General features: G+C 58.5%; 17 protein-coding genes and 5 pseudogenes. 9 read left to right on the top strand and 13 right to left on the bottom strand.

What is annotated here, in order from left to right; translation table 11 throughout:
• Positions 1 to 9: 9 nt before the first annotated feature.
• The 3 genes and pseudogenes from RFN28_RS20540 to RFN28_RS20530 all read right to left on the bottom strand — a co-directional run bounded on the left by RFN28_RS20540 (position 10) and on the right by RFN28_RS20530 (position 4,703).
• Positions 10 to 2,676, bottom strand: a complete 2,667-nt coding sequence (locus RFN28_RS20540) for a Ulp1 family isopeptidase (RefSeq protein ID WP_320289113.1) — start codon at positions 2,674 to 2,676, stop codon at positions 10 to 12.
• A 1,256-nt stretch (positions 2,677 to 3,932) separates the two neighbouring features.
• A pseudogene (locus tag RFN28_RS20535) lies at positions 3,933 to 4,171 on the bottom strand (transposase); the annotation flags it as partial.
• 70 nt (positions 4,172 to 4,241) lie between these two features.
• Positions 4,242 to 4,703, bottom strand: a complete 462-nt coding sequence (locus RFN28_RS20530) for a hypothetical protein (RefSeq protein ID WP_320289112.1) — start codon at positions 4,701 to 4,703, stop codon at positions 4,242 to 4,244.
• A 203-nt stretch (positions 4,704 to 4,906) separates the two neighbouring features.
• Between RFN28_RS20530 and RFN28_RS20525 the strand changes: the two genes are divergently transcribed.
• From RFN28_RS20525 to RFN28_RS20510, 4 genes are read left to right on the top strand one after another with little or no spacing between them, the layout of a single operon-like run.
• A complete protein-coding gene (locus tag RFN28_RS20525; RefSeq protein WP_320289111.1) occupies positions 4,907 to 6,403 on the top strand; it encodes a GMC oxidoreductase in 1,497 nt (498 codons plus the stop codon).
• Entirely contained in the window at positions 6,404 to 6,655 is a 252-nt protein-coding gene (locus tag RFN28_RS20520) for a hypothetical protein (protein ID WP_320235997.1), read from the top strand.
• Positions 6,652 to 7,416 carry an HAD-IA family hydrolase gene (locus RFN28_RS20515; RefSeq protein ID WP_320289110.1) on the top strand — a complete coding sequence of 255 codons (765 nt, stop codon included), beginning with the start codon at positions 6,652 to 6,654 and terminating at the stop codon, positions 7,414 to 7,416. Before RFN28_RS20520 ends, RFN28_RS20515 begins: the two co-directional genes overlap by 4 nt.
• Before the next feature lie 38 nt (positions 7,417 to 7,454).
• Positions 7,455 to 8,885, top strand: a complete 1,431-nt coding sequence (locus tag RFN28_RS20510; protein WP_320289109.1) for a glycosyltransferase — start codon at positions 7,455 to 7,457, stop codon at positions 8,883 to 8,885.
• A 578-nt stretch (positions 8,886 to 9,463) separates the two neighbouring features.
• Here the strand turns inward: RFN28_RS20510 and RFN28_RS20505 are convergent.
• A pseudogene (locus RFN28_RS20505) lies at positions 9,464 to 9,775 on the bottom strand (transposase); the annotation flags it as partial.
• A 289-nt stretch (positions 9,776 to 10,064) separates the two neighbouring features.
• On the opposite strand from RFN28_RS20505, the gene RFN28_RS20500 reads away from it, so the two are divergent.
• The 3 genes from RFN28_RS20500 to RFN28_RS20490 are packed head-to-tail and all read left to right on the top strand — an operon-like array spanning position 10,065 to position 14,289.
• The gene (locus RFN28_RS20500; protein WP_320252945.1) at positions 10,065 to 10,541 is read left to right on the top strand and encodes a hypothetical protein; all 477 of its coding nucleotides are present in this window, start codon (positions 10,065 to 10,067) and stop codon (positions 10,539 to 10,541) included.
• Positions 10,538 to 13,636, top strand: a complete 3,099-nt coding sequence (locus tag RFN28_RS20495; RefSeq protein ID WP_320252944.1) for an HsdM family class I SAM-dependent methyltransferase — start codon at positions 10,538 to 10,540, stop codon at positions 13,634 to 13,636. Before RFN28_RS20500 ends, RFN28_RS20495 begins: the two co-directional genes overlap by 4 nt.
• Positions 13,636 to 14,289 (top strand): hypothetical protein, encoded by a 654-nt coding sequence (locus RFN28_RS20490; RefSeq protein ID WP_320252943.1) that lies wholly within the window; start codon positions 13,636 to 13,638, stop codon positions 14,287 to 14,289. Before RFN28_RS20495 ends, RFN28_RS20490 begins: the two co-directional genes overlap by 1 nt.
• Before the next feature lie 43 nt (positions 14,290 to 14,332).
• Here RFN28_RS20490 and RFN28_RS20485 read toward each other — a convergent pair whose 3' ends face one another.
• The 3 genes and pseudogenes from RFN28_RS20485 to RFN28_RS20475 form a co-directional block, all read right to left on the bottom strand.
• On the bottom strand, positions 14,333 to 17,236 hold the full coding sequence (locus tag RFN28_RS20485) for an SEC-C metal-binding domain-containing protein (protein ID WP_320289108.1): 2,904 nt from the start codon (positions 17,234 to 17,236) through the stop codon (positions 14,333 to 14,335).
• Positions 17,237 to 17,238: 2 nt separating this feature from the next.
• Positions 17,239 to 18,489, bottom strand: coding sequence for a YiiX/YebB-like N1pC/P60 family cysteine hydrolase (locus tag RFN28_RS20480; protein ID WP_320289120.1), 1,251 nt, complete (start codon positions 18,487 to 18,489; stop codon positions 17,239 to 17,241).
• A gap of 368 nt (positions 18,490 to 18,857) precedes the next feature.
• A pseudogene (locus tag RFN28_RS20475) lies at positions 18,858 to 19,182 on the bottom strand (IS3 family transposase); the annotation flags it as partial.
• A gap of 65 nt (positions 19,183 to 19,247) precedes the next feature.
• On the opposite strand from RFN28_RS20475, the gene RFN28_RS20470 reads away from it, so the two are divergent.
• Positions 19,248 to 20,300, top strand: coding sequence for an IS110 family RNA-guided transposase (locus tag RFN28_RS20470; RefSeq protein ID WP_320252940.1), 1,053 nt, complete (start codon positions 19,248 to 19,250; stop codon positions 20,298 to 20,300).
• A 229-nt stretch (positions 20,301 to 20,529) separates the two neighbouring features.
• Here the strand turns inward: RFN28_RS20470 and RFN28_RS20465 are convergent.
• From RFN28_RS20465 to RFN28_RS20455, 3 genes and pseudogenes are all read right to left on the bottom strand, one after another.
• Positions 20,530 to 20,802, bottom strand: a pseudogene (locus RFN28_RS20465) (transposase); the annotation flags it as partial.
• Positions 20,803 to 20,904: 102 nt separating this feature from the next.
• A pseudogene (locus tag RFN28_RS34900) lies at positions 20,905 to 21,677 on the bottom strand (DUF2958 domain-containing protein).
• A 78-nt stretch (positions 21,678 to 21,755) separates the two neighbouring features.
• Complete coding sequence (locus RFN28_RS20455; protein WP_320252939.1) at positions 21,756 to 22,520, bottom strand: Crp/Fnr family transcriptional regulator; 765 nt, start codon at positions 22,518 to 22,520, stop codon at positions 21,756 to 21,758.
• 169 nt (positions 22,521 to 22,689) lie between these two features.
• Here RFN28_RS20455 and hemN point away from each other — a divergent pair, with 169 nt between their 5' ends.
• On the top strand, positions 22,690 to 24,039 hold the full coding sequence (gene hemN, locus RFN28_RS20450; protein WP_320289107.1) for an oxygen-independent coproporphyrinogen III oxidase: 1,350 nt from the start codon (positions 22,690 to 22,692) through the stop codon (positions 24,037 to 24,039).
• A gap of 499 nt (positions 24,040 to 24,538) precedes the next feature.
• Here the strand turns inward: hemN and queE are convergent, their stop codons facing one another.
• Genes queE through queC form a run of 3 tightly spaced genes read right to left on the bottom strand, consistent with a single transcriptional unit; the run spans position 24,539 to position 26,315 of the window.
• The gene (gene queE, locus RFN28_RS20445; RefSeq protein ID WP_320223080.1) at positions 24,539 to 25,273 is read right to left on the bottom strand and encodes a 7-carboxy-7-deazaguanine synthase QueE; all 735 of its coding nucleotides are present in this window, start codon (positions 25,271 to 25,273) and stop codon (positions 24,539 to 24,541) included.
• Positions 25,270 to 25,626, bottom strand: a complete 357-nt coding sequence (gene queD / locus RFN28_RS20440; protein WP_041003134.1) for a 6-carboxytetrahydropterin synthase QueD — start codon at positions 25,624 to 25,626, stop codon at positions 25,270 to 25,272. Before queD ends, queE begins: the two co-directional genes overlap by 4 nt.
• The gene (gene queC, locus RFN28_RS20435) at positions 25,626 to 26,315 is read right to left on the bottom strand and encodes a 7-cyano-7-deazaguanine synthase QueC (protein WP_320289106.1); all 690 of its coding nucleotides are present in this window, start codon (positions 26,313 to 26,315) and stop codon (positions 25,626 to 25,628) included. The genes queD and queC overlap by 1 nt, the downstream gene beginning before the upstream one ends.
• Positions 26,316 to 26,488 lie beyond the last annotated feature (173 nt).

The following is a 26,488-nucleotide window of genomic DNA, read 5'->3' as shown; positions in this document are numbered from 1 at the left end:
GATCCTACATCAGCCCCGTAGTCGGTTTTGCAGTGCCTGCCGATCGACGACAAGATTGTCGAGGTGCAGCATGGCTGGCCGCCGCCTTTGCGCCAATCGCCTGACCAGCGCCCGCGTGCCGTCGAGCACGAAGACCCCGCAATCATAGCCATTGCGCTGCTGGGTCATGCGGACTGTCTCCACGCGGGCTCCCAGCCGTTGTGCGAGCAGTGCTGCGGGCTGGTCGTTGTGCCGCCGGGCGGAGTCGTAATGATACGCAACCGGCCTTGCCCGCTCGCGTCGGTCAACCAGCAGTAGTGACCAGTGGGTGCCGCGGCGGTCAGGATCCGTAGCGCTGGCATCGTTGACAGGCAGGAACAGGAAGTCGGCTGTATCGTTGCCATTGTGATCATAGACGATGCGCTGGAAAGCCCTGAGCACGACGCTGTCGGAGCCCAGGCGCAGATGGTAATGAGCTACCAGGGGATCGACGAGCCGCGTTCGGACGGCGAGATCTGGATTGTCCCTCTGCAGCTCCTGCGCCAGCAGTTCGTAATCTCCCTGGATATGCACATCGCCGAGCCATTCCCTGGCGCCGAGCGCCCGTCCGCTGCGGTGAGACGAGGCTTGCGGATTGAGCGCCCCAACCTGAGCATCGGAGGCTGTACCCAGAAACGGCTCATAGTGAGCATCATCACGCAACTCGGCCGGTGTGGACGGCAAATCGACCAAGGACTCAAGACCGCGGTAGATATCTGATGACCGAGCTGACGCGGACGGCTGAGTTGGCCCCATATCCTGATCCGACTGCGACGACGGCCCTGACCAGGGGCGGTCCCAACCGGCAGGTCTCTGCCATCCGGCTTGGTCCACCTCCTGCCAAAGCTGCGACTGATCATAGCTTTCATGGGAGGCGGCGCTTTCCCCCCGCCCAGCGTGGTCCACCTCCTGCGATGACCAGGAAGAGGTCCAACCGGCAGGTCTCTGCCATCCGGCTTGGTCCACCTCCTGCCAAAGCTGCGACTGATCATAGCTTTCCTGGGAGGCGGCGCTTTCCCCCCGCCCAGCGTGGTCCACCTCCTGCGATGACCAGGAAGAGGTCCATCCTGCTGGTCCCTGGCCCGCGGCTTGGTCCACGTCGAGCCAAAGCCGCGACTGATCGTAACTTTCCACTTGCGATGCGGCGCGTTCGTCCGAATGCGACGACAGCCCCGACCGGGGACGGTCCCACCCGGCAGGCCCCTGGCCTCCTGCCTCGTCCGCATCACGCCAAAGCTGCGACTGATCGTAACTGTCGGTTTGCGAACCGGCAGGTTCCCGCCCGCTTGCCTGCTCAAGGGACAACCCCAGCGCAGCGTTCGCCTCGACGACTTGTAAGTATTGCCCGAGCCTTGTGAGACTCACGGTGCTTTGTCCTTTAGCGTTGGTGTAAGTCTTGAAATCGGCTTTCAACGATCGCTTCTGCTGATCGCTGCCGTTGATACGGTTCACTATGCTCCCCCTACCCTCCTTTTGGAGCCAATCACTAAACCCGCGTTGCGCGCTAGCAATATTTCCGATCACGTTTTTTTGTCGGGCGGTGGCGTCCGACCCGAGCCTCATCAGCTCCTCGTTGGCAAACCCTTCGATGATGCGGGCGTCGTCGGGATACGGATGATACCTGCTGATCGATTGGATCCCGGTCGTGGTCCCATCGCTTGCGTACTGCCGAAACCGTTCGAGACTTACGGCGGTTTGTGCCTTGGTCTTGTCGAACTCCTTGTGATCTGCTTTCAATGAACGTTGCTGCTGATCGCTGCCGTTGATCCGGCTCGCTATGCTCCCCCTACCCTCCTTTTGGAGCCAATCACTAAACCTGCGTAGCTCCCAAGCAATTTTCGCGACTGCTTGTCTCTGCTGGCGAGTCGAGTCGTTTCCGAGCTTGCTCACTTGCTCCTTGGCCAGGCCATCGATGACGCTGGCGTCATCTGGATACGGATGAAGCTTGGTCGATTGACTCTCAGCCCCTAGGTACTGCCGAATCTGATCCAGTCGAGCGCCTTGCTGTCCTGTGGCTTTGCTGAAGTCCTTTAAATCTGCTTTCAACGACTTTTGCTGCTGATCGGTGCCGTTGATTCGGCTCACGATGCTCTCCCTGGCCTCCCTTTGGAGCCAATCGCTAAACCTCCGTTGCTTGGAAGCCATGGCTGAGGCGGGGTTGCTCTCTTTGCGAGTTGGACGGGGCCCCAGCTTGCTTAGCTCTTGTTTGAGTAGGCCATCGATGATGAGAGCGTCGTCGGGATGAGGATTCGCTGACTGGCGCCCCATCAGGCGGGGCCCAGTGCCAGCTGATTGGATTACTTGGCCGTCAGGCGAAAGCCTCCGGAGATGAGACATTGCCGACCTGAGGCGGTCACGATGGTCCATTCCGAGTGCGATGTACTCATCGACGTCGTTGGCCAGCGACCTTGGCTCGTTAAGAAGCCGAGGAGCCATCGGCTTCTTGTTCTCTTCTCGCAGCCAACGAGCAAAACTCGCAAGAGCCGCCTTATTGTCCTTGATGGTCGGAGCGGGAACCTTTCCGGCCCCTCGGCCGATGGTGCCGTCGGGAACAACTTCGTACGCTTGCACTGTTTCCTTAAACAGTTCGATGAGGCGCTCGTCTTGGGGATACATGTCCCCGCTGGCGGAAGAGCGACTGCGTTTGGCGAAATCCATGCGAAGCTCTGTAGGGACAAATTTCGACCCCGAACCGCCCGACGACTTTTTGCTTCCGAAGGTTTTTCCGATCTCTGATTTGAAACGCGACCACAAACCGCGGCTTTTGTCATCCCTGGTGGGCGCAGCCAGCGGTTCAAACGAGGCAGTGTAGCGCGTGCTACTGAACAACCTGTCATGTAACCCAGACTGCGACACCTCTGCAGGGGAGCTGTCAAAGTCAGCGCGAGGCTGGTCTAGGCTGTGGCGCGCGTTGCCTAACCGATCATCCCGCAGGTTCCGTGTCATAGCGCGATTGTCAGTGTGGAGACTCCTTCTATGGACCTCTGCGGCTGGGCTGTCTGGCGAACTGGCCTCAGCGGAGCTCGTATCAGAGGAACCGAGTTGCAATTGGCTTAGGTGCTGCTCGAAACCACTGTGATCCTCAGACGTGCCGTGTGGCTGTTCCGTCCGCTGCCGCTCTTGCAGGGCAGCGTATTCGCGCATCCAACCCTCGGTATTGAACCATCCGCTATTGTGGGATTCCATGTATGCTCCTGTTTCCGAGTTCGCAGATTATTCGAACATTTCCAGAATTTCTGACCGGCTTGTTAAGTCTGTCGCGAGGCCGTCTGAGAATAGCGTTGAAGTAGCGCTTCTTCTGTTCATCGATACCAGCCAGGTATTCATTGCAAGCGTTCGATCGACTCAAGCGCCGCTTCGACGACTTGCCCGTTCAACAAATCTTGCCCGTTCAACAAATCGGTTTGTTAACAGGGTTAGCTGTCGAGAGACTTACGGGTCCTGCCGCAAAAAATTCAGGGCGAGCCAGAGCGGAGGGCCGCATTTGTTTCCCAGCCGCTTCGCGACTGAAGCAGCCGTCGCAGACTTTGATAACGTTCGTTATTGGTGCGCGAGATCGCCCCTTCTGGCCAGCGGGCGCGCCTCACGTGGAAGCCGGCCCGACTAGTCTCGGCCACACGCTTTGGGATGCTGAGTCACTGCAGACAGCTGCCGATTTGGCAGAACTGCGCACGTGGTAGCCCAAAGTCTTGCAGCTATATCGGACAATGCGCAGACCTCGTGCTCTGGTCAGCAGTTAGCTCTTTTGATGCACGGCGGTGAGCTTTCGACGGCCTGAGGCGGCGCTCTGGTCGCCGTTGCGGTACGTTTTGACAGGCCTCGTCGGGCGCCGGGGTTGATCCGTCGGTGATGGCAGGCGGGGGTTTGCGGGTTGCGGTCAGCGGGTTCGTTTCGGGGCGTCTGCGCGCCATCGTTTATGTCGCGAGTTGCGGGATGCGACTGAGGACGATGCGCAGGATGCGCTGGTCCGGGCAGGATGTCGGCAGGTGCAGGCGGATTTGCGTCTTCATCTCGACCACGCGCGCGGCGATCTCGATGAGGCGCAATCGCAACGTGTCGAATTGGGCGACGGCAAAGCTCGTTTCGGCATCGCGGCGCGCAGGCCCCACATAAGCCAGTAGGGGCCGGCATGCAGGAACAGCCGGAACTGGTTAACCACCTAATTCCGGGACCGCCCACTTGACTCGTCTATGCCGCCCGGTGCGCGATCTGCGACCGGTTGCCTAAACATCGCTGTGAGTGTGAGGATCGTGACGCCGCTCTTTGCCCGGCCCCGCTGATGAGCCAAACCGGGCTGTCGGCGAGCTGTCGCGGCAAGCTTCGTTGACCCGAGACGAGATAGCGCCGAGGCGATGCTGCAGGGCCTGCCGGTCGGCGACGAGGGTGTCAAGGTGCAGCGGCTGGGTCCGGGCTTTTCGCCCTCGGCCAGGCGTGCGGGCCAGCGCCCGGGTGGCCTCGAGCACGAAGACGTTCGAAACGAAGGCTGAGACTGCCGCGTCCATGATTCTTGACGGCGGATCGAGCCCGCAAGCGCTTGGCGTTTGACACTGTCCAATGTCCGACAATGTTGGAAATGCGACTACCAGAGTACAAGCATCGAATTGAGTTAAAACGGTTTCTCGTTGGCACAGTAAATGCGGTGTCATCCGCACCACGTCATCATTGAAAAGGAGAAGACGTTTCATGGTCACCCCACCAATGCCGCCGCCGCTACTCTTCCGGATGCATCCAAGTACGACGGCCTCTTCGTCAACTGCCGCCACCCAGCCAATGGCCCGGCAGGCATCGCCGCCCGCCACTACGCGGCCCGTGTAAAGCACCTCCTGATGTCAATCGCGAACACCGCCCGCTGGCCCGCTACCACAAACCTCACAGGAGACTAATGCCCGTGACGGACATCAGACACATTGCAGCGCACGCGTGTAATTACACAAACTTCGATGCGGTTGTTATCGGCTCCGGGCCATCTGGATCGATCGTCGCCCGAACACTTGCGGAAAAGGGGTGCCATGTGGCCGTCCTGGAATATGGAGGCCCGGCTTGTCCTGGCGCCATGCTCGGGCCTCATCAAGCGGCCTACAGCAAGGCACTCACTTCAAATGGCTACGCCGATGGCAACCCCTGGACAGCGTGCTGCGTCGGCGGGGGGATGGGGTTCTACAACGCGATAACGTTCAGATACCGACAAGCAGATCTGTCAGCTTCCCAATATCTTACGACTGACATGGCGATTGACTGGCCGATTACCCTTGAGGAGCTCGAACCCTACTATTTGGAGATCGAGCATCTCTTGGAGATCAGTGGCGCGAATGGGTTTCCGTCGTATCCAGCCAGTCCACGTGGGCTGATCTTATCCAATGCAATGCAGGAACTCGGCATAAGATCAAAAAACATCCCACTGGCAATCAGGCCGCCAGGGACCAACAAGGGATGCATCAATTGTTCGGCTTGCGATGAACTGGCGTGCCCTACGGATGCGAGAGCATCAGTGCTTGCAAGAAACATTTTGGATGACTCCGCCCTGCCAGGGACAATCTCGGTTCTATACGGCTGTTTCGTCAACCGGATCCAAATGCAGAACGACGGTCGGGCTGGAGCCCTTGAGTGCTATGTGCCGCTCTCATCGGAACTGATCCGGATCCCAATTGAAAGGGTCATCGTCTGCGCAAACGCGATACAAACAGCGGCATTGATGCTCCGGTCGAAGGGTGACCATGCACCGAAGGGAATAGGAAACGAATCCGGCCTCGTTGGACGCGGCCTCTCGTTCAAGATTGGCGGCTACTCCGTCGGCTACATGGAGCGAGCCGATCGGGGCTCCGATGCATTTGCTCCGCACTGGGGACCGCATTCGACCGTTTATACCGATGAGTTCTACGAACATAACAGCGCGCCATGCAAATTTGGCGGGCTCATTTATGAAGCGAATTTCCCTTCGCCGAATGAGAACGTGGGCGTTGTGCGCCTGCACTACATAGCCGGAGAAGAGCCATGGTCGCATAACCGCGTCGCGCTTGACGAGGCCGCTGACCAGTACGGTACCCCTTATATCCGTTTCGAATACCGAAGCTCGGAAAATGACCGTGCACGAAGGAATTTTCTCGCCGACCGCGCGGATGACATTCTGCGCCACCTTCGCGCATTCCGCATCGAGCGAGAGCCATATTTCCCGGGAAAAGGCAGCTCCCACCTGCACGGCACGATGCGCGCCGGTAGCGATCCGAGGAACTCGGTCGTGGACAGCTGCGGCAGGGTCCATGGGTTGACCAACATCCATGTGATGGATGGTTCCGTTATGAACTTTGCCGGGAACAGCAATCCGACCCACACAATCATGGCCAACGCCAGGCGAATGGCGATGTCACTCAGTAAAGGCGCAATTTAGATGCTCGGTCCTGGCGCTATCGGCCATTTGGCTGAACGGGAGCGGGACACCGGGTCATCCATCATGTTCCGCCTCGGCAATGGCGCTATAGCGCAGGAGATCAACGGCAAGATCTATCTGGATATGACCTACTGCCGCGGGGCTTCGCCTCTGCCATCGCCGGTGAATGAGCAACGCCAGATACTCGCCGGGAAAATCTTGGAAGATTTTTTGCCGCTTTGCAGCCGGCACACCGTTGGGACGAAGACATGACTGCACAGTTCACTGACACAGCCATGATCGAATACTGCGCGGAGGCATTTCACACCACAAAGAGAGCCTGCCTTTCCAAAAGCATCATTGGGCCTGATATTGGGTGGAAAGCATTGAAAAATCGCACGAAAACCGCAACCGTTAATGTTCACCTCGACGACTATGATCACGTAGCCTTCGATCTGGACGGAACCCTTGTAGATTCGGAGGCTGTGGTCGAAAGCGCACTCCGTCGATGGGCACGGGAGGAACGGATCTGTCCGGATAACGCGGTGCGGATGTCGGCCGCCCGCCGCGACATCGATTTGGTGGCGGCGATCGCGCCCGGTCTCTCGCCAGAACGCGAGGCAAATCGCATTGCGGGTTACGAGGTTCAAGCGATGAGACTGTTGCAACCTATAGAGGGCGCCGTAGAGTTCTATAGCTCTATCCCAGCAGAAAGGCGATCTATTGTCACCTCTTCGGCACGGGTTTCGGCCCTTGCCCGCCTTGAGGCGGCTGGATTCTCCTGGCCGCGGATCATGATTGCAGCCGAGGACGTCAGTCAGGGAAAGCCGTATCCGCAACCCTATCAAACGCTGTTGCGAATGCTGCGCATCGCCGGCAAAAGATGCTTGGTTTTTGAGGATTCCCCCACCGGAATTGAAGCGGCGATCGCGGCAGGCTGCGACTGCGTCGGCGTCGGCCCCAACGCCAGAGGTCATCCTGACACAAGGGACTGGATAGAGAACTTTGGCCAGGCTTCCTTTCAAACCGGCTGAGTTGAACCTGCTCCACAGACTTAAGGGAGGGGCCACGAATGAAAGTATCAACGAAACCCCGCACCTCACTTTTTGATGAGGTGCTGGTAGAAGGCTCGGTACTTGCCCATTACGTGGCGGAGCGAAACCATTATGACGAACTCCTCGATGAACTATTTCGTTCGTCAGGAGAAGCTCGTAACATGATCGGCAGCCGTTGTATTTGGCACATAAATTCCACCGCATTCGGCGGTGGGGTGGCCGAAATGCTTCCACACCACATTTGCCTGCTTCGGGAGCTCGGTTTTGATGTGCGTTGGCTCATCTTTAAACCGAAGGAAGAACAATTTTTTCAATTCACCAAAGCGCTTCATAATTCTCTTCACGACGTCAAGGTGGCAGGCTTGAATGATCTGCTCCCGCATTATCTTGAGGCATCGAAGAAAGGCGCTGCGGAGCTGGAAAGGATCATCAGGCCTGATGACTTTGTGCTAATTCATGATCCGCAGCCTCTTGTTGCAGCTGCGAAGTTCCTTGAATCTCACCCGCACCCGGCTATCTGGCGATGCCACATCGGATATCCGAAGCGCACCCCGACAGTCGACAAAATCTGGGAATTCTTGGGCGAATACCTCCATCAATTCCAACGCATTGTCCTAAGCGCCAAGGAATATGCCTTTGATACTGATGTGCCCATAGATATCATCCCGCCATCGATCAGCCCATTTTCAAGTAAGAACCGTAATTATGAAGGGCCAGCGGGCCAGACGCTAGACCATTCGGTTTCGTTCAACAGCCAAGAATTCGAGCCCACCCCCTCCCTTCAGGACATTCTCGGCTCACGGTATTTCCTTCATGTATCCAGATGGGATGGACTGAAAGGTATTGACCGGATTATCGCCGCTTACGATCGCTTTGTGAAATCGGCGCTCGCGGAAGCCTACGACACACGCCTGGTGATCGCGGGACCGGATCCTTTGGATGTTGCCGACGATCCTGAAGGACGGGAGTATTTCGAGAAATGCGTCCTATTATGCACTCAATTATCGAAGGAAGTGCGGCGGCGCGTGTATCTGGTCTGTATCTCGATGAAGGACCACGACGCAAATGCGGAAATCGTCGGCCGGCTGCAACAGAACGCCCATGGAGTATTTGCGCTATCTCGCGAAGAGGGCTTCGGCCTTACAGCAACAGAGGCTCTGTTCCGAGGCAAACCCGTCGTAGTGTCGTCCGCCTTTGGTCTGAAGAGGCAGGTCGTAAATGGGCTTAATGGCGTTGTCCTCGACGAGCCGGACATCGAGGACAAAGCTGCAGAAATGATGCATCACCTTGCGGTCGGTTACAGTGATTTCGAGGAGATGGCCAGAACCGCACGCGAACACTGTCTGCGCTCGAGCACGCAAATCTCGCAAATCCCAAAGTGGTATCACTCGATCCAATCAGCTCTCTCCAGTTTTGAGGCGCGTTATCAGGATTCAATCCAAGAGTGATCTGAGCCAGACGCCGGACGTCTCCGCACCGGAGGACGCGTAAGGTGTGAACCGGCTGCGAAAAATTGGACGCCGATCGGGTCAGTTCTGTAAGCCGTTTGACAGCAAAGCAGGCGCGCAGAACCCCTCCGGCTCCTTGTACATCATCAGAGAAAGGTGCGCGCTGCCCCGGTCGGTTGTCTCTTGCCCTCCTCCCCCTTCTTCTACCTTCTTCTAGCCGGATCTGCGGGTTGGCAGCCAAAAAGTCCATCAGTTCCGTCCGGTCATCTTCGCTGAACAGATCAGCCGGCTGGTTTATGAACAACGGTGTCTCGGCGACTGTTTGCATGCTCCTGCTGATAATTTTCCGGACCATGTCGCCCCGAGGGTCACTCGCGTCTCTTCGCGGTCGACGTTAGGCCGTCGCATAATGGGTCAGCAGAGCGAGGCGTCTCAATCTGTTGAACGACCTTAGGAGAGTTCGTCCCAGGATCGTGCCTGCTAACGAGATCGCCTTGCCCATCGTCCCGACGGGAAGATCCGGATCACGCCCTTTCGGGCGGAATCAACTCCTCCTTCGTTGGTCTGTTGTCCGTATTTCATGCCGATACGGGGCCGGGTGCCTTGCCGAAGCGGAATTCTGTCCCGTCGCTCCACATGCGATGCAGGATGACAGCCAGCTTGCGCGCAACAGCAACTCGGGCTCGGGCCGTACCGCGCCGCTTGGCGACGTTCATACCCCGCACTCTGAGGCACGACCACTTCTTGCTGAGCACAAGCGAATGAGCCGCTTCATAGAGAGCCGTGCGGGCGAGCTCGTCACCGCATCGGCTTCCCTGAATGTCCGTCTCGCCTGATTGATAGCGTGCCGGGGTCAGACCCAGATGCGCTCCGACATCCCTCGATCGGCGCGGCTTTGAAGACCAAATAGCCTTTTCACAACTCATTGCTTACAAAGCGCTATTTGGCACTTTTCGGAATGATGTGCAAGGATTTGTGTAAGGCAATCGCCGCCGCTCCTGGCTCGCTGAGTGGCATTTTTCGATGTTCTGTCGACGGCGGCCCGGCCATGCACCTGACGCCACTGCTGCCCGCCTATTGGGTTGCAAATCGAACAAAAATGGCGCAAGAACGTACAGGGAACGCACCGGGGGTTCATCCCGCGTTGATCCGGTACATTTTCCATACTAACATGATCAAATGCGTTACACTCAAAGCCAGATTCGCGAGCTGCTATCCATTTCGGTGGATGCTTTCCGCACGTGGCGGGATGCTGTTCCCGCGCTGGCAATGCATAAGGGGCATGCGCCCACCTTCACCCCTGGGGACGTTGTTGCGATGGCAATTGTCGCCGAACTCGTCAGGGATTTCGGTGTCCGCGTTGGCACCGTCGGGGACCGTTTCGATCGACTGTTCACTGAGTGTCGGGGAAGGTCATGGCTGTCGCTTGAAAACTGCGTTGCTCTGATCGAAGCCGACAATCTTCGTCTTGTGGACGTGAATGCGCCTCATCGTCCATCGCTGGACACCGCCACCCTGCGCGTTCCTTGCGCGCCGATCATATCTCGCTTGCGCTCCGCACTCACGGCGACTGAAACCGATGACGTGCAAGGCCACCTGCAGTTTCCCCCGACTTCCGTGGCCAGTCAGCCTGAGCAACGGGGAAAACGAGCATGACCGCCGTAACCGCTTCAGCACTGGCGACAGAGTGGAAGGACCGCTTAGGACTCACGCATCGGCGCTCACCCGAACTCTACGAGTCGGCCGAGGCCGTTAGTGACGTGCCGCATGCCCCAGCTATCCGCGCGGCACTGAGTGAAATGGGCGTTTCAGCGATCTTCTGCGTCCAAGGAATTCCCACCGTCGCCATTCTCGAAACCGATCAATATGATCGTGCTAAGATTATCGATCTTCACGGCGCGCTCTGGAACCAGGGCTTGGCAAGCCTATTGCTAGTTATCGCCGATGACACGCTCAGAGCGTTCTCGCTTGCGCGCACTCCGTTTAGCGATCCTGGTGACGCATTCGAGACTCGCTGCCTCATTGACAGCCTAAGCCTGACGACCGAAGCGCTAAGATTTCAGAATCTCATCTTTGGCGCGGAGTCCGGACGCCTTTGGAAGGACTACGGCGACTACTTCCCGCCTAAGGAACGTATCGACCAAGTCCTTCTCGACAATCTGAATGCGTCCCACGAACTCCTGCAGGCTGCTGCGCTTGCCCCTGATGCGGCGCAAGCCTTGCTGATCCAGGCGATGTTTATCGCCTATCTTGAAGATCGTGAGATCGTAACGCCTGCCTATTTTGCGGCCGTTACCGAGAAGAGCGCTGAGAGTTTCTCCGCGTTGCTGGAAACCGGCGACGTCGATCTCTTTCGATCGCTCTTTCGAACTCTCCATAAAGATTTCAATGGTGACCTGTTCGTTGCGCCCTGCTCTTTCGAACCGAAAGGCGAGACGCCGGAAGTCACGGCCGCCCATCTTACCATCTTGGCCCGCTTTCGATCAGGGCGGGAAGAGATGGCGGATTCAGGCCAGCAACGTTTCTGGGGTTATGACTTCCGCTATATCCCGATCGAGCTCGTCAGCGCCGTCTATGATCGGTTTCTGGGGGAACGCGAGGCCGAGCGCCGTGCAAACGGCGCCTATTACACGCCCATGTTCCTTGCCGACACCGTCGTTTCCCAAGCTTGGGAGATGTTACCGGACGCGACACGGACGAGTGGAAACTTTCTCGACCCCGCCTGCGGTTCGGGCGTTTTTCTTGTCCGGTCGTTCCAGTGGCTATGCGAGCATTGGCGAGCTAAGCACAAAACGCAAACGATTTCCTGGAAGACTCTTTTATCGCTGCTGAGCCAAATCAATGGCTGGGATCTAAATGGCGGCGCCGTCCGCGTCGCGGTGTTCTCGCTTTATGTCGCCCTCCTTGAAGAGGTCTCACCACGCGACATCCGAAAACTCATTACCCGGGGAAAACTTCTCCCCGAGCTTTGGGGCAAGACCCTGGTCTGCCGAGACTTTTTCGAGGTGTCGCCACACGGCGTCCGGTACGACGTCATCATCGGTAATCCGCCATGGACCAGCCGCCGGGGCCCGGCGCGCTCGTCCGTTCAGTGGAGCAAGAAGACCGGCCATCCTATGCCTGGAGGCGAAGACGCCTGGGCATTCAGTTGGAAAGCCCTCTCACACCTCGCCGATGACGGACTGATCGCGTTCCTGTTGCCAGCGATGGGATTTTTGCACAACCACGCCCAAAACACGGTTGAGGCACGGGACGCGTTCTTCCGGAAATCTCAGGTCCGTCGCATTATCAACTTCGCGGACCTTCGATTTCAGCTTTTCGAGAAAGCCCATCGCCCCGCCGCTCTAATCATCTTCGGCAGCGCGAAAGCGGACGGCTTCCCATATCGTTTCGACTATTGGGCGCCGAAGGCCGATCTTAATCTCCGCATCAAGCGTGTCATTACGCTGAGCAGCGCCGACAAGGCCGTACTTGGGATCGGCGCGGTTCTGGATAACCCGCTCATCTTCAAGCAACGGCTTTGGATGCGGGACCCAGACGCCAAGCTATTTGGTTACCTCGCCAGGCTTCCCAAGCTGGAGGCCTTCGTCAACGACTTCGGCAGCCTGAGCCGTCGCCGTGAAGAGCCGGGCGATCGCTGGGTGATCGGGCAAGGCTATCAGCCTTTCAATGAGGACAGCGAAAGCGACGCGCCTCCGCTCGCCAGCGAGTACGTCGGTCGGTTGCCAGACCTACCAATTACAGCCTACTCACGTTTGGCTCAGGCTGCTGAAGGCTTGCATCCGGCCGCTTCGCAGACGGTTCGTCGTCGCGGATTCGAGGCCGGGTTCGACGGCACTCGCATTCTTATCCCGCGCGGGGTGGAGACATCGCAAAATCGCCTGCGGGCCGCCTACTGCGACGAGCCGCTGACCTTCCAGCATATCTTCCAGGCGATCGTGGTTCCGGATGGCCAAGGCGACCGTGCGAAGGTCCTCACCGCGATCCTCAATAGTCGCGTCGCGGTCTGGTACGCCTTTCATGGCACCGCGTCGTTCGGTTCGGATCGACCGGAGGTCCAGCAGGCCGACCTGCTGCGCTTGCCATTTCCGTCGCCTGCCGATCTTCCCGATGAACATTCAGCCGCTCAAGCAGCTCGTGAGCTGATTTCCATTGTTGACGACGCACGCGGGCGGTCGAACAAGCTATTTTCGATGCAGGTCGAAGAGAGCGAAATCCTTCGAACCATCGATCGGCTGGCGTACCAATATTTTTGCTTGTCGCCCGATGAAATCGCGCTGATCGACGATACCGTCGAAGCGATCCTGCCAGCGCTTCAACCCCATGAAGGCCACTTCCCGAAACTGTGGGGCTCACCGGACAAACCGCAACGGGCACAATACGCGCGCACATTGGCGGCCAGCCTGGCGGGCTGGTTCAAAGGCAAAAAAATTGATGCTCGCCTGGTCGCGCGCGGAACGGACCTAGCGATACTTCGCCTGCACCTCGGCGGCCATGAAGACTATGCCGAGGATGCCGGCGGCGAGCTAAGTGACGTTCTTGAGCAACTCGCCGCTCACATCAACAGGCCCCTCAATGGCAATTTCCAGCTGATGCCGGACCTCCGGGTTTTCGTCGGTGACTACCTTTACCTCATCAAGCCGATGCAGATGCGCTTTTGGCTACGCTCCACCGCGCTCGCCGATGCGGATGGAATAGCGCTCGATCTCCAGCAGGCCGCAGCCGTACCGCAACGGCGGAGTGCTAATTGATGCTCATCGGTGACATGCAGGAGTGGGTCGACAGCTTCGTTTCGTTTGATGATCGCTTTCTAGAGAGGATCGCAGCGGCGTGGCCAGCCTGCTTGGCCGTTCTTCCTGAACAGCCCGAGGAAGATGACATCACCATTAACCTCGTCGATCATCTCACCAAGGACGTCGTCGTGCGTCGACTGTGCCATTGGGTCGAGTATCAGTTCGAGCCATTTGGCCTCGCGACGGACGGCTCGAAATACAGCAAGGGTATCATCGACATTGCCGTGCTCTTTGATTGGGAACGGGAACGATATCTGGCCTATGAGTGCAAGCGGCTCAACGTAATCAACGGCGGAAGCCGCAGTTCCCTGGCCACCTTATACGTCACCCAAGGCATGATGCGTTTTCTCACTGAACAGTATGCGGAGCAACTGCCTGTCGGCTGCATGCTAGGCTATGTGCTGGACGGGGATGTGCCCTTTGCCAAGGCGCGGCTCGCGAGCGTCATACGAAGCCATCCTCCTCTTGCTGTCATCGATGGGCCAACGCCACTTGCCTCAATCGATACCGTCGAACGATTTCAAACGCGGCACACCCGTCCAGCTGGATTAGAAATTGAGCTTCGACACGCGCTATTTTCTTACCCATCAATGACTGCGACGATTGGCTGACGAACGGAGCCGAATCGACCATTCTGAGTTCGACATCGATCTATCAACGGAGCCGCCCGTGGCACCGTTTGTACTTTTCGCCTGATCCGCACGGGCATCGTTCGTTGCGCCCAATCTTCTGAGCCATTGCAGGGGCTCGTTCCAACAGGGGGCGCCCGTTCTGCTTCAGTGCTGCTGCAATCTGCTGGAGCAAACCTGGCGCAGGGACCCATTTGGGTGGCGGTCCGACTGCACGAAGGTGCCGGATCAACTCACGTTGAGCGGCCAGTTCGTTTTGTACTAACAGCTTAAGGCCAGGCTCGTAGGGCTTGAGCCGCGCCATTTCCGCCTCTGCGTCATCAAATCGGCTGCAATAGGCCAAGACCACGGCGTAGTGCGAGCGAACAGTGATGAGGTAATCCGCCAACTTCCATTGCCGAAGTTGCGGCAAAATCATCGTCTCCATCACGTTCAGGGCGCCATCGAAATCACGGCGGCGGATAAACTGGTCGACGAGATCCTGTCCGACACGGAACAGAGAATCCGGCGCATGTGCCAGATCGTAGAACTTCAGGGCATGAACACGCGCGAGAGGCGTCGGTTTGCCTTGCGCATCCCTTGCCTTGGCGAAAACGTCGAGGGAATCTGCAAGATGCTTGATGTCGTCAACGTCGGCCCCTTTCTTCATCATTTTGGCGAGGTCCGGCGCATTGTTGCCCATGACCAACGCGGACGTTAGCCCGATGAGCCCATAGTATTCGCCAATCAAAGGCTCGACCCGCTCTGCGGCGGCCGTCGGCTCTCCAAGTTCGAGTTCCGCACAGGCGATATTATATGAAAAGATCCGTCGATGTGCGGCGGGCAGTTCTTGGACGATTGGTGTTAGGTCTGCTATTAGGCGCACTGCTCCCCGGCGATCGCCATCCTTCGCCAAGAGGTTCATGCGCTTCATGCCCACACGAAGCCGCTCTTCGGCACCGAGGTCATGCTTCGTGATGAGAGCGTCCATCTGGTCCAGCCAAGCGGCCGCTCGATCTGAGCCGGCCTTTATGTCCGCGAAGGCCAGCGCATCAAGAGCCTTGATGCGCTGGTCCGGAGGAACAGTTTCATCCTCTGCGCCTTGCTCAAGATAGGGCTCGACCTCGGGCCAGACGCCCATCTCATGAAATAGCTCTTCCGTCGCCATCTCGACCAGCAGATCGAGCCGACCAACCTCACCCGTAAGCCGTAAGAACAGGGAGAGCTTCGCGGGACTCCAACTCGTTTGAAGGCTTTCCTGAACCACTGTTCTCAGGGCCTCCTGTCGCGTCCTCAGTGCGTCCGTACCGTGAAGGGCGAGCCGCCCCGTGCCGACGACTCGGGCCGCGTCATGCAGCTTGATCCTGTCGCGGGCGAAGACCTGCAACAGACCTTGGCTCATGAGATGGCGAAGAGCCTGCAAAAAGATCGGCCGCTCCAGCCCTCCAGCGGCGGCGACATATGAGCCAGCTTCCTCACGCGTGATCGGCACATCACAAAGACTGAGGAGATCCGCCACCTCGGCCACTACGGCCGGCAACCGAGCAAAGACGCGCCCAAGAATATGATCTTGCGCCATCTCCCTGGTGTGGGCCGAGCGCGCCAAGTCCGCATAGAGGCGCTTCACTGAACCGTCGTAGTCGGATCCTGCCACAGAGAGCGCATTCAGGACGAAAAGCGGGAGACCACCCGTCAAGTCGATCAAGTGCTGACAATCCGCGGCATCGCCATGACATCCAGCGTCATGCGCGGCAGCAGCAACCGTATCAGGTGCCCACCCAGATAGGTTTTCGCGCGCAACACCGATAATGGCTTCGATCGCGGCGACTTCACCCTCCGGCCGACCGAGAAGCACGAAGCGGATATCCTTAGCCGCCTGAACTACACCGATCAGATCGTCAGCGCCCAGTTTGTGGACGTTGTCCAAGGCGACCGTCACGACCTCTCCGCGTTCATCCATGCGGCGAGAGAGAAGCTGCAGGATTTCGCGTCCAGAGGCGCCAGGAAGAAAGATCTCCCCAAGGCCCTGCCCGCCTTTGAGCAAGCGACCAGCGATCTCCCTCGCGACGGCATTGGCCAAAGCAGCGCCTGGCAGATCAGCGACGTCGAGATAGACTAAAGGGTTCGGAGCATGCTGGGCGGATTGTGCCAACCATGACGTCTTGCCTGCACCCGAATAGCCAACGATCAGGCGGACGCGCTCGCCCGTTGAGAGAGAGGGCTCGTCCAGTTGTACCCGATAGGGGACCGGAGGCACGGGCAGATCCTGTAACTGCAGCACCAGTTGCTCAAACAGGGCCGGAAGGTCCCGTGCAGCAAACACATGGTCGAGGGTCGCCTTTTCTCCAGTCGCCGCCAGCGTGACGAGGCCTGCCAGCTTCCAGACAAGTGTCTCGGGCGCCAGCGTTGCAAACGGCAAGGTTTCTGCCAGTCCACAAGTTGCTTGTACTGCTTCCATCAAAGTGGGTTGCGGGACAGGAAGAATCCGCTTGGCCGGTTCGGCCGCCGGCCAGTCGATGGTTACGTCCGGAGGCAAATCGCATCCAGCAAGCCTTTCCAACAAAGGCCCGTTCGGCCCCGCATTGCAGACGATCACGAAGCGCGCGGTGCCTTCACGCACTCCTCTGGCATGGGCGGCACGCAACTCCGCAAATCGCGCCAAGGCGCTCTCGATATCATCCCAGGCGAGGGCTTCCTTACGGTGCTTCACCTGGACATAGATGTGGGTGCCATCGAGCTGCACCTCGACGTCTTCGTCGCCCTCGACGGAAACAGTCTGCATCTTCAACGTTGCGGCCGACAACAGGCATTGAACGGCGTAAAGGTGCTGGAAAAGAAAGCCACGATGGACAGATTCAATTCGACCCAGTTGCGCGGGGTCGAGAACGCTCGGTCGGGCTCGGATCGATTGCATCAAGGGCGGCGAGCCCTCCCCGCTTGCAGCGTCCATCTTCATTCCGCGACCAGGAACGAGGCCAGCACGTTGCCCATGCCCCGTCGAATATCGATGCAATCATCACAGAGGCGCAAAGACGGCACTCCCGGCATAGTCTCGACGCCATTGATCAAACGATAGTCCAGGGCTGGCTGATCTCCACATGATGAACAGACGTCCGGCCTGCCTTCGCGTTCCACGTTACGACGGGACAGTGCCGCCAGGGTCGGCTCGACGCGGTCAACAATTGAATACCAATAGGGACTATGGGGCTCGATCTGTTCCATGTGGTGTTTTAGGTCATCCGGATAGTGCTCGGACAGCCATGCATAGGCGACTTCCCTGCGCCGCTGGTCGTTATGAACGAGGATCTTATAAAGCTCTATCTGCAGGCGTAGGGATTCACGAGGGTAGTCGCGACTGAGGGCCTGCAACTGAATGAGGTTCACGGAGAACCGAACGCCACCGCTGTAAGCTTCTTTGATCGTACCAATGCAATATTCCCGCAGGTCCTCGTGAGACTCGGTCATCTGGTCAATGAGGCCCAGGTCATAGCGCCATGGATACAAAGCAACCTCCATCCGCCACAAGTCGAGATAACCGCTGTCGCGAAGTGCCGTTGCCATCACTTGATCCGCGTCAGGCCGATTTACGAGCAGGGAATAGAGGTCGTTGAAGTTCTCCACATTCGGATCAACAGTGCGCGCTGCAGCGAGAACGGCGTTCTGGGCTATATGCATAGCGTTGATCGAATTGCCGCGGTCTTTCGACCATTCCACCTCTTCTGGAGATACAATTTCTGTCTCGACCGGCACCTCCACCAGCAAGGGACTACGCCGTAGATCTTCCGGTGAGCAATAGTCAGTGTTGGGGACAAGATCGATCCGGGCTCTTTTATAAACCGTCGCGACCAAACGCGAACAGAATTGGCATTTCGACCCCGGTTTGTGCGCTCCCCGCACTGATCGGATGGCTTCGGAGAGGGAATAACGCGCGCCGATCTCGGCGCGGGCATAGTCGATGACATTCGACAGAACCTCAGGAGCGACGGGCTCCTTAAGGCGAAAGTGAAACGCCTTTTCGTCATCTTCAAACAGCTCGCGCTGCAGATTCCGAGCCTGTACGCCATCCATCGTAGAATCGATGAAAGAGCCATGCTGTACGCAAATCATGGCGTGGGACACGATGCCATGCGTCGCGATGCGGATCGCTTTGCTAGTGCCAGGTCGAGCCGTGAACAAAATGTCTCCCGGCCGAACACTGTCGATCTTGAACGTTTCATATCCCCCAAAATTAGACCGCCCAATATCCGCTACACTAAATTCGCAAAAAAGGAGCTATCTCTCATTTAGACCATCTGCTAAATCCTCCACGGCCTTGTCCGTAATTTTTAGCTCTGCCAACTTTTCCGCGATACCGCGTATATAGTCGGTGCAATTGCCCGCGACACCTTTTGCGCACGTGCCATCGTAACGAGTTCCGCCGATGATTTGCCGGTGATCAGGTTTTTGCCTTGCAAACGGGCGTATAAGCAAGAACGCCTTTGACGTTGCCCCCAGTTTCTATCCAGTTTTGAGTTCGTTTCCGGCGTGGGTTGTGCCCTGCTGGGCGGGTGAAGCGACGGGCGCGGCCGGCCGAGGATGGCGTTCGAGGTGAACTCGCTGCCATTGTCGCTGACGATCATCCTCGGCCGGCCGCGCTCGGTGATGAGCCGGAACAGCTTCTTGTGGTTCACGACCAAGCTTTCCCGCCTCAGCATCACGAGCAGACGCCGGTAGCCGAACCGGCGACGCTCCTGCGCGATCGCCTTCATCCAGAAGCTCGCGGTCGTCGGGCCTGCTGGTCTCGTAGCGAACCGTCATGCGGCAACAGCCGATGGCTTTACACGCCCGCCGTTCGCTCATCCCGAAGCCTTCCTTCAGGCGGGCGACAGCTTTCCGATTGGCCGCGGGCGTCACCATTAATGGGATGGTCCGCCCCGTCCTCCCGCAGCATCATCTGGGCAGTCACAACAAAGGAGGTTGCAATGTCCCTACGCAATGCGCCGCGCCTCGCGGCCGTCTATGGTGTCGATATCGGCAAGAACATCTTCCACGTCGTCGGCTTGGACAGCGACGGCGAGCCCGTCCAGCGAGTTCGCTTCCGACGCGATACGTTGATGAAGTTCTTTGAGCGGGCAGCGCCAGCAATCGTCGGGATGGAATCGTGCGCTGGATCGCAATGGATCGCCAGGAGACTTCTGGCACTGGGGCACAAGGTTCGCCTGATCCCAGCGCAGTTCGTGAAGCCCTACGTCAAGTCGAACAAGAGCGACATCATCGATGCCGAAGCTATCGCCGAAGCAGCCACGCGGCCGACTATGCGATTTGCCGCGATCAAGAGGGAGGAGCAAGCCGACCTCCAAGCCTTGCATCGGGTGCGCGACCAGATGATCGGCACGCGAACCCGTCTGATCAACCAGATGCGAGCATTCTGCCTGGAATACGGCATCGCATTGAGACAGGGCGCCGGACTGTTCAAGCTCGACTTGCCACTGGTTCTCGATGACCTGTCGAATGACCTCTCGCCGGCAATGCGCAAACTGCTTGTGGACCTGTTCGCCGATCTGCGCCAGTTGGAGCAGCGCATCAACGACGTGACGAGGGAGATCGCAGCGATTGCAGACCGAGAAGATGTTGCCCGCCGGCTCATGACGATCCCCGGAATCGGAGCATTGGGAGCCACCGCGCTACTGGCGGCCGTCGGCACCGGATGCCAGTTCCAGAAGGCTCGCGACCTGGCCGCATGGCTGGGGCTTGTCCCTCGAGAATACTCGACCGGGGGCAAGCAGAAGCTACTCGGTATCAGCAAGCGCGGGAACCGCTACGTTCGCAAGCTGCTCGTTCATGGCGCGCGATCATGCTTTCGCCACCTGGATCGAACCCGGGATCGCCTGGGAAGCTGGCTTGATGGGTTGCAGAGCCGTATGCACCCGAACAAAGCCGTTGTCGCACTTGCCGCCAAGATGGCGCGCATTGTCTGGGTTGTCCTGACCAAGCCGGGAGCGCTCTACGAACGCAGGGACCCTGCTTTCGCCTGACGCTCCGGCTCGATTGCAAGGCTCGGGAATAGTGATGACGAAACAGTGGATCAGCATGCCGTAAGCCCTGTGCAAAAAAGCGGGCTTCGTGCCCGAACCATTTATTGGGAACGGCGTGCGCGGATCTCATCATGGCCTGGCTGCAACAGCAGCTCACTCGCGAGAGGCCGGATACATTTATGCAACTGGAATCGTCGTCGGCGATGTCGCGAACCCTTGCACGGACGGGGAGGACCATACATTTTCTTTCCCATGAGATCCTTCAACGCGGCATTGTCGAGCATGGCGTCGGCCAGAAGCCGCTTCAACCGCGTCTTCCCGTCCTCCAGCGCCTTCAGTCGCCGAGCCTCGGAAACATCCATCCCGCCGAAGCGGGCCTTCCAGTTGTAGATTGAAGCATCGCTGACGTCGTGCTTCCGACACAGATCGGCGACCGAAACCCGGCCTCATGCTCCTTCAGAATTCCGATGATCTGCTCTTCAGAAAAGCGGCTGCGCTTCATGTCCTGGTCCTCTCGATGAGCCAGAACGAACTTCAAACCGGATTAGATCACAGGGCAAGGTCACCTCGACCCAAGCCTTGTCGGTGTTTTGATATTCATCGATCAGGATGATGGGAAATCGGTCCGCCATGATTTCCGAAACTTCGGATTCTGCATCAATGAGATCGTCAGCGGGGTAATCCGTTGATGGTTGGGTTTACACGGGCCATCGAGAGTTGGGATTGCCGCTTTTTCAAGCTCATCACACGGAAGCATCCCTCTGTCGAGATATGGGCTTGGGCGCTGGAGTGGAACCACAACCGCCGCTTGATTGGTTTTTTTGGTGAACGCGAGCCAGCGCAAGCCATCTACGACAGCCTTCCAAAGTTGAAAGCTCGAACCGTCTACCAAGCTCCCAACGAGTTCCTCGCTTATGGTACCGAAGTCCCTCCTGAAAGAGGACGAAGATACCCTCTTCTGGGTCAACGATGGCGCATAGCTGATGCACGACAGTGGGGACGGCGGCGAAAGAAGCGCCACCTCTGGGGTGGCGCTCCGCTGACCAGAGGGGTATGTCCTAATGCGCCCGACCCGGCGTGCCTCTTCCGCATACGCCGACAGCGGCTTCTTGGCTTTGAAATACAGGTCGCACTCGATCGGCAGCCCGAGCTGGCCACGAAGCGAGGGAAGCTCGGCGAGGCTGACGTTGCCGATCTCGGGGTAACCAAGCCCAGGTCACAGAGGCCGAATGCGATGTCCGGCTCGTCCGGATCGATTTCCGTGAGGAGCCAAGTCGCGCCGGCGTCCCACGTAAACAGCTTGACGACGGGAACGTGTCGATTTCGCGTGATGTGCCTCTGAGCGGCTGCTGCTGGCGGCCATTTTGTCCCCAACACGGGAGCATAGCGAATGGAGCGGGCGGGAACGGGACAAGGCGGTCACGCCGGCCACGAACGAGCCGGCAGGAGCGCCACTCAGATCTCGTTCAAGGGGCGGTTGCGCCCCGGCCGCCGCCCACCGCAACGCTGTTCCAGCCGGCTCATGTCGTCTACCGTGACACGGCGGTTGTTCTCGATCCGGATTACCCCGTCCATTCTCAGTCTGGTCAACTGACGGCTCACCGTCTCGTTCGTAATTCCAAGGAAATCAGAGATGCCGGCGCGCGTCAGCGGCAGATCGAAGCACGCCGATCTGGCCGCCGGGCCAACACTGGAATCGATGTTGCGGGCGACCATGAGAAGAAAGCTCGCTACCTTCTCAGGCGCGGTCTTGCAGCCCAGAGTCACCATCCATTCGCGTGCTTCGTCGAGTTCGTTCAGCGTTTGCTTGAGCAGGCGATGCTCGAGCTCCGGTGATTGCTTCATCATCTTTTCGATTTCCGCTTTCGGAAACGAGCAGATCGAGACAGTCGTTGCCGCTTCGGCATGGATCGCGCTTTTCGCCTTGAAAGGCTGTCCCAGAAAATCCGGCGCGAACCGGAGACCGACGATTTGCTGGCGGCCGTCCGAGAGGCTCTTCGTCAGCTTCACCACGCCCGAAAGCACGTTCGAATAGCTGTTGAGGGTCTCGGCATCGCCAATCAGTTCGACGCCCCGTTCGACCCTGTGCCGCGACGAAGTCTTGGCGAGCTTGGCCAAACGATCTGGATCGAGCGCGCTGCAGAGGCCACGGTGCCGTGCCAGGCAAGACAGGCAATATACGGGGATGCCGGAACTGTGAAGACCGTGCCGTAGTGTCATTGATCGCTCTCCCGATCTGATCGCCCTCCCGGTCCCAAGCGCCGGTACGATAACAATCGACGGTAGAAAAATCCTTGCGGCAGTTTGTCATGCTGGAGGCTGACCGAAATCAGTGCTTTGGCTCATCTGTGCGTCCACAGTCCCGGCGACTCAAACAGGTGACCACGACATGCGATCTGAACTGGCTGCCAGACTTGGTGAGAATGTCCCGCGCTATACCAGTTACCCCAGCACACCGCATTTCCATCGAGGTATCGATGCAGTTGTTTATCGCGGCTGGCTGGAGGCGCTCGAAGGCGGCGGGGAGATATCGCTTTACCTGCATATTCCCTATTGCGACAGGCTCTGCTGGTTTTGCGCGTGCCATACCAAGCATACGCGTCACTATGCGCCGGTCGCCGCCTATTTGCAGTCATTGCATGCAGAGATCGCGACGGTTGGCAGCCTTGTCAGCGGCAAGGGCCGAGTTCGCGCGGTTCATTTCGGGGGCGGTTCGCCGACCATGCTGAAGCCGCAGCATCTGGTGACATTGGGGACGGCGCTGCGAGACAATTTTGATTTTCTCGACGATGCCAAGATCAGTGTCGAGATCGATCCGAACGATATGGACGGAGCCCGCCTCGACGCGCTTGCCGAAATCGGCATGACGCGGGCGAGCCTCGGCGTGCAGGACTTCGATCCGAAAGTGCAAAGGGCGATCAACCGCGAGCAAAGTTTTTTGCAGACCAAGGCAGTCGTCGATGGCGTTCGTTCCCGGGGAGTAGATTCCGTGAACCTTGATCTGCTCTATGGCCTGCCGCATCAAACGAGCGAGAGCGTGCGTTCCACCGTGGCGCAGGCGCTCACCGTGGAACCGGACAGGATCGCCCTGTTCGGCTATGCTCACGTGCCCTGGTTCAAGAAACATCAGACGATGATCGACGAGGCATGGCTCCCCGGTCCCACGGAGCGGTTCGCGCAATCGCAACTTGCTGCGCGAGCGATCGAGGACAAGGGATACGAATCAATCGGGCTCGACCATTTCGCAAGGCCAGGCGATGCGTTGGCGATAGCTGCCCGCACGGGAGCGTTGCATCGCAATTTTCAGGGCTATACCGACGATCGCTGCGAGACGTTGATTGGACTTGGCCCTTCGTCCATCGGCCGGTTTCCCGAGGGCTACGTGCAGAACATGCCTTCGACCGGCGAATATCGGCGCATGGTGGAAGAGGGTAAGCTGGCCGCCGTCCGCGGCATAGCATTTTCCGACGACGATCGCGTCCGGGGCTGGATCATTGAGCGACTGATGTGCGATTTCGCCTTCTCGGCGATCGACCTGGTGGAGAGCTTCGGTAAAGCCGGCCAAAGGCTCCTTCGTCTGGCAAGCTCCCTCGCGCTTAAGGATCCTGCTCGACTGCTCGAACTCCAAGGCGACAGATTCGTCGTGCCGGCGGAAAATCGCCCGTTCGTAAGGAGCATTGCGGTGAAGTTCGACAAATATTTCGAGGGTGGAACGGCCAGGCACTCAGCTGCAGTTTGAGCATTTTGATCGCAAAACTCGCGTCAATCGCGTTTGATCGATTGGTAGCCATTTCCGCAGCACTGGAAATTGGCGAGGGCTAATGGCTATCGGTTGCAGATAGCAGCTGGCCTCTTTGACGGCTTTCGCCCTGCCCCAATTGCTGCGCGGCGTTCACGCGAGCTGGCCGGCGGCGAGCGCCGTTCACCGGACCTTGCCAGTCGAACTTTATCCGGCTCGCCCTGCGAGCGGGCGACGGCGAGCGACGCCACCGCGTTGGCAATGACATTCGTCAGCAATCCTTCATATCGTGCTTATGCGGATTTCTGCACTGGCCGCTGGCGCGTGCCTATTCGACAGAAGGCCGACGGTCAGGGTGGAGTGTCGCTCTGGGCGCTACATGCTGCCTGGCAGCCACCGGAAGCCGTCGACGCAAGCTCTTTACGAGGCCGCGATCGGCATCTTGATTGTCGATTTCTTGCTATGGGATGCCGAAGGCTGTCGCCCCGGCGAGTGCTGGCTAGACGCCTCGTTTGTTACCCCAGAGCATAACGTGCAGCTGTGGTAACACGCGGGCTTCGAACCACCTGTCTCGGGTTACGCTATCAACCAGCCACTCCATGCGTTTCATTATTCCATCAACGTCGACAGGCGCGCATTCATTTCCGGGGTGTGGCGGCGTGTGATTGCCGGGTTGCAGATAGACTGGAAGTCGCGGAAATCTCGCGGCGGCCTCTTTCGCAAAGGCGTAGTCATTTTCGTCGAAAACAACGAGCTTCAGCACGACTTGCGGCTTGTCCTGCGCCGCCTGCAAGCATGCCTCGACGGTGGCCCAATCGGTCCTCATTTCACTTGACGGCGGCTTTGGGCTGAGGACCAGCACGTCAAGTTCGGCGAACCATTCCCGGACCACGGAACCTTGGGTTTCCAGCGCGAATCGGTAGCCCTCATCATGGCCTCGCTTGATGAGAGCACCGAAAGGCTGGATAGCCGGATTGCCGCCTGACAGCGAAACCATCAACGGGCGGCCGCCGGAAAGCGCGACCACATTTTGCCACACCGCGTCGGAGGACATCATCTCCCATTCGTGCCGGAATTGCCTGTCCACCGCATGCAGACTGTCGCACCAGGAACAGCGATAATCACACCCGCCGGTTCTGACGAAGACCGTCGGCAGACCGATGAGCACGCCCTCGCCCTGGATCGTCGGCCCGAAAATCTCACTCACGCGGATTGCGGGATGCGTATTAGTCATGGCCGGCATTCGGCCCATGTTTTCGGCGTCTCGCTAACCCGCACGGCCGTGGTTTCGGGCAAGCGTGCCTTGCACCATTCATAAAAGTGTCTGGCCAGACATTCCGCGGTAACCTTTTCATGTCCCAGCACGTCATTGAGATGTCGGTGGTCGAATTTATCGTCGATATAACGTTTGAGCGGTGCCAAATCGTGATAGTCGCGGACAAAGCCGTGCTCGTTCAGTTCCTTGCCCGATAGCTCTACTTCGACGATGTAGTTATGTCCGTGCAGGCGCGCGCACTGGTGGTCAGGCGGCAAGGACGTGAGTTGATGAGAGGCTGAAAAGTGGAATTCCTTGGTGATGCGGAACATTACACGCTCCTCCTGCGCAACGCGTCGAGCCAGTCCTCGTAGTCGGTGGGATCTGGGTGGCCACAGAGATGAAACGCCTCGCGGCGCTCGACGCACGTCCCGCACCGTCCACAGTGACGCTTGCCGCCCTTGTAGCAGGACCAGGTCTCCGCAAATGGCGTGCCGTGTCGGGCTCCATCTTCAACTATGTCCGCCTTCGTGAGGTTCACATAAGGCGTATAGAGGCGAATATTCGCGTAGCCTTCGAGCGCGCGGTCTTGCATCATCTGGAAGGCGTCGATGAAGGGTGGCCGGCAGTCCGGATAGATGAAGTGATCGCCACCATGCACGGCCGTCGCCACCGCTTCGGACTTGCGCGCGGCAGCGAAGCCGAAGGCGATGGCCAACATGATGGCGTTCCGGTTGGGCACCACCGTGACCTTCATCATGTCTTCGGCGTAGTGCCCATCGGGTACCTCCACATTGTCGGTCAGCGCGGAGCCGGAAAGGCCGCGGCCGATTTCGCGGATGTCGATGATGCGGTGCGGGACGTTCAGACGCTCCGCGCAAAGGCCGGCGAAGGCCAATTCCTTGCTGTGCCTTTGGCCGTAATCGAAGGATAGGAGGCCGGCGAGTTCGTGCTCCGCTGCCACCTTGTGAGCAAGGGAGATGGAGTCCAATCCGCCGGAGCAGACGACGAGAGTCTTCATCGTTGGGGTTTCCTGTTTTGACCGGGTAGGCTGCGACCGGAGATTTCTCTGCTCTCCCAGTACCCCAGGGAGCGTCGTTTGTGAACTGAGAACGAGTTTGATGCGCTGACGTGCCGCTGTGCTGAAGCGGGCTGAGCCTGCAAGAAACACGAACCTGATAGACGGCCCACTTC

The organism is Mesorhizobium album (assembly GCF_033977205.1).
Taxonomy (GTDB): Bacteria; Pseudomonadota; Alphaproteobacteria; order Rhizobiales; family Rhizobiaceae; genus Mesorhizobium; species Mesorhizobium album.
This window is presented reverse-complemented; position numbering and strand designations above follow the sequence as displayed.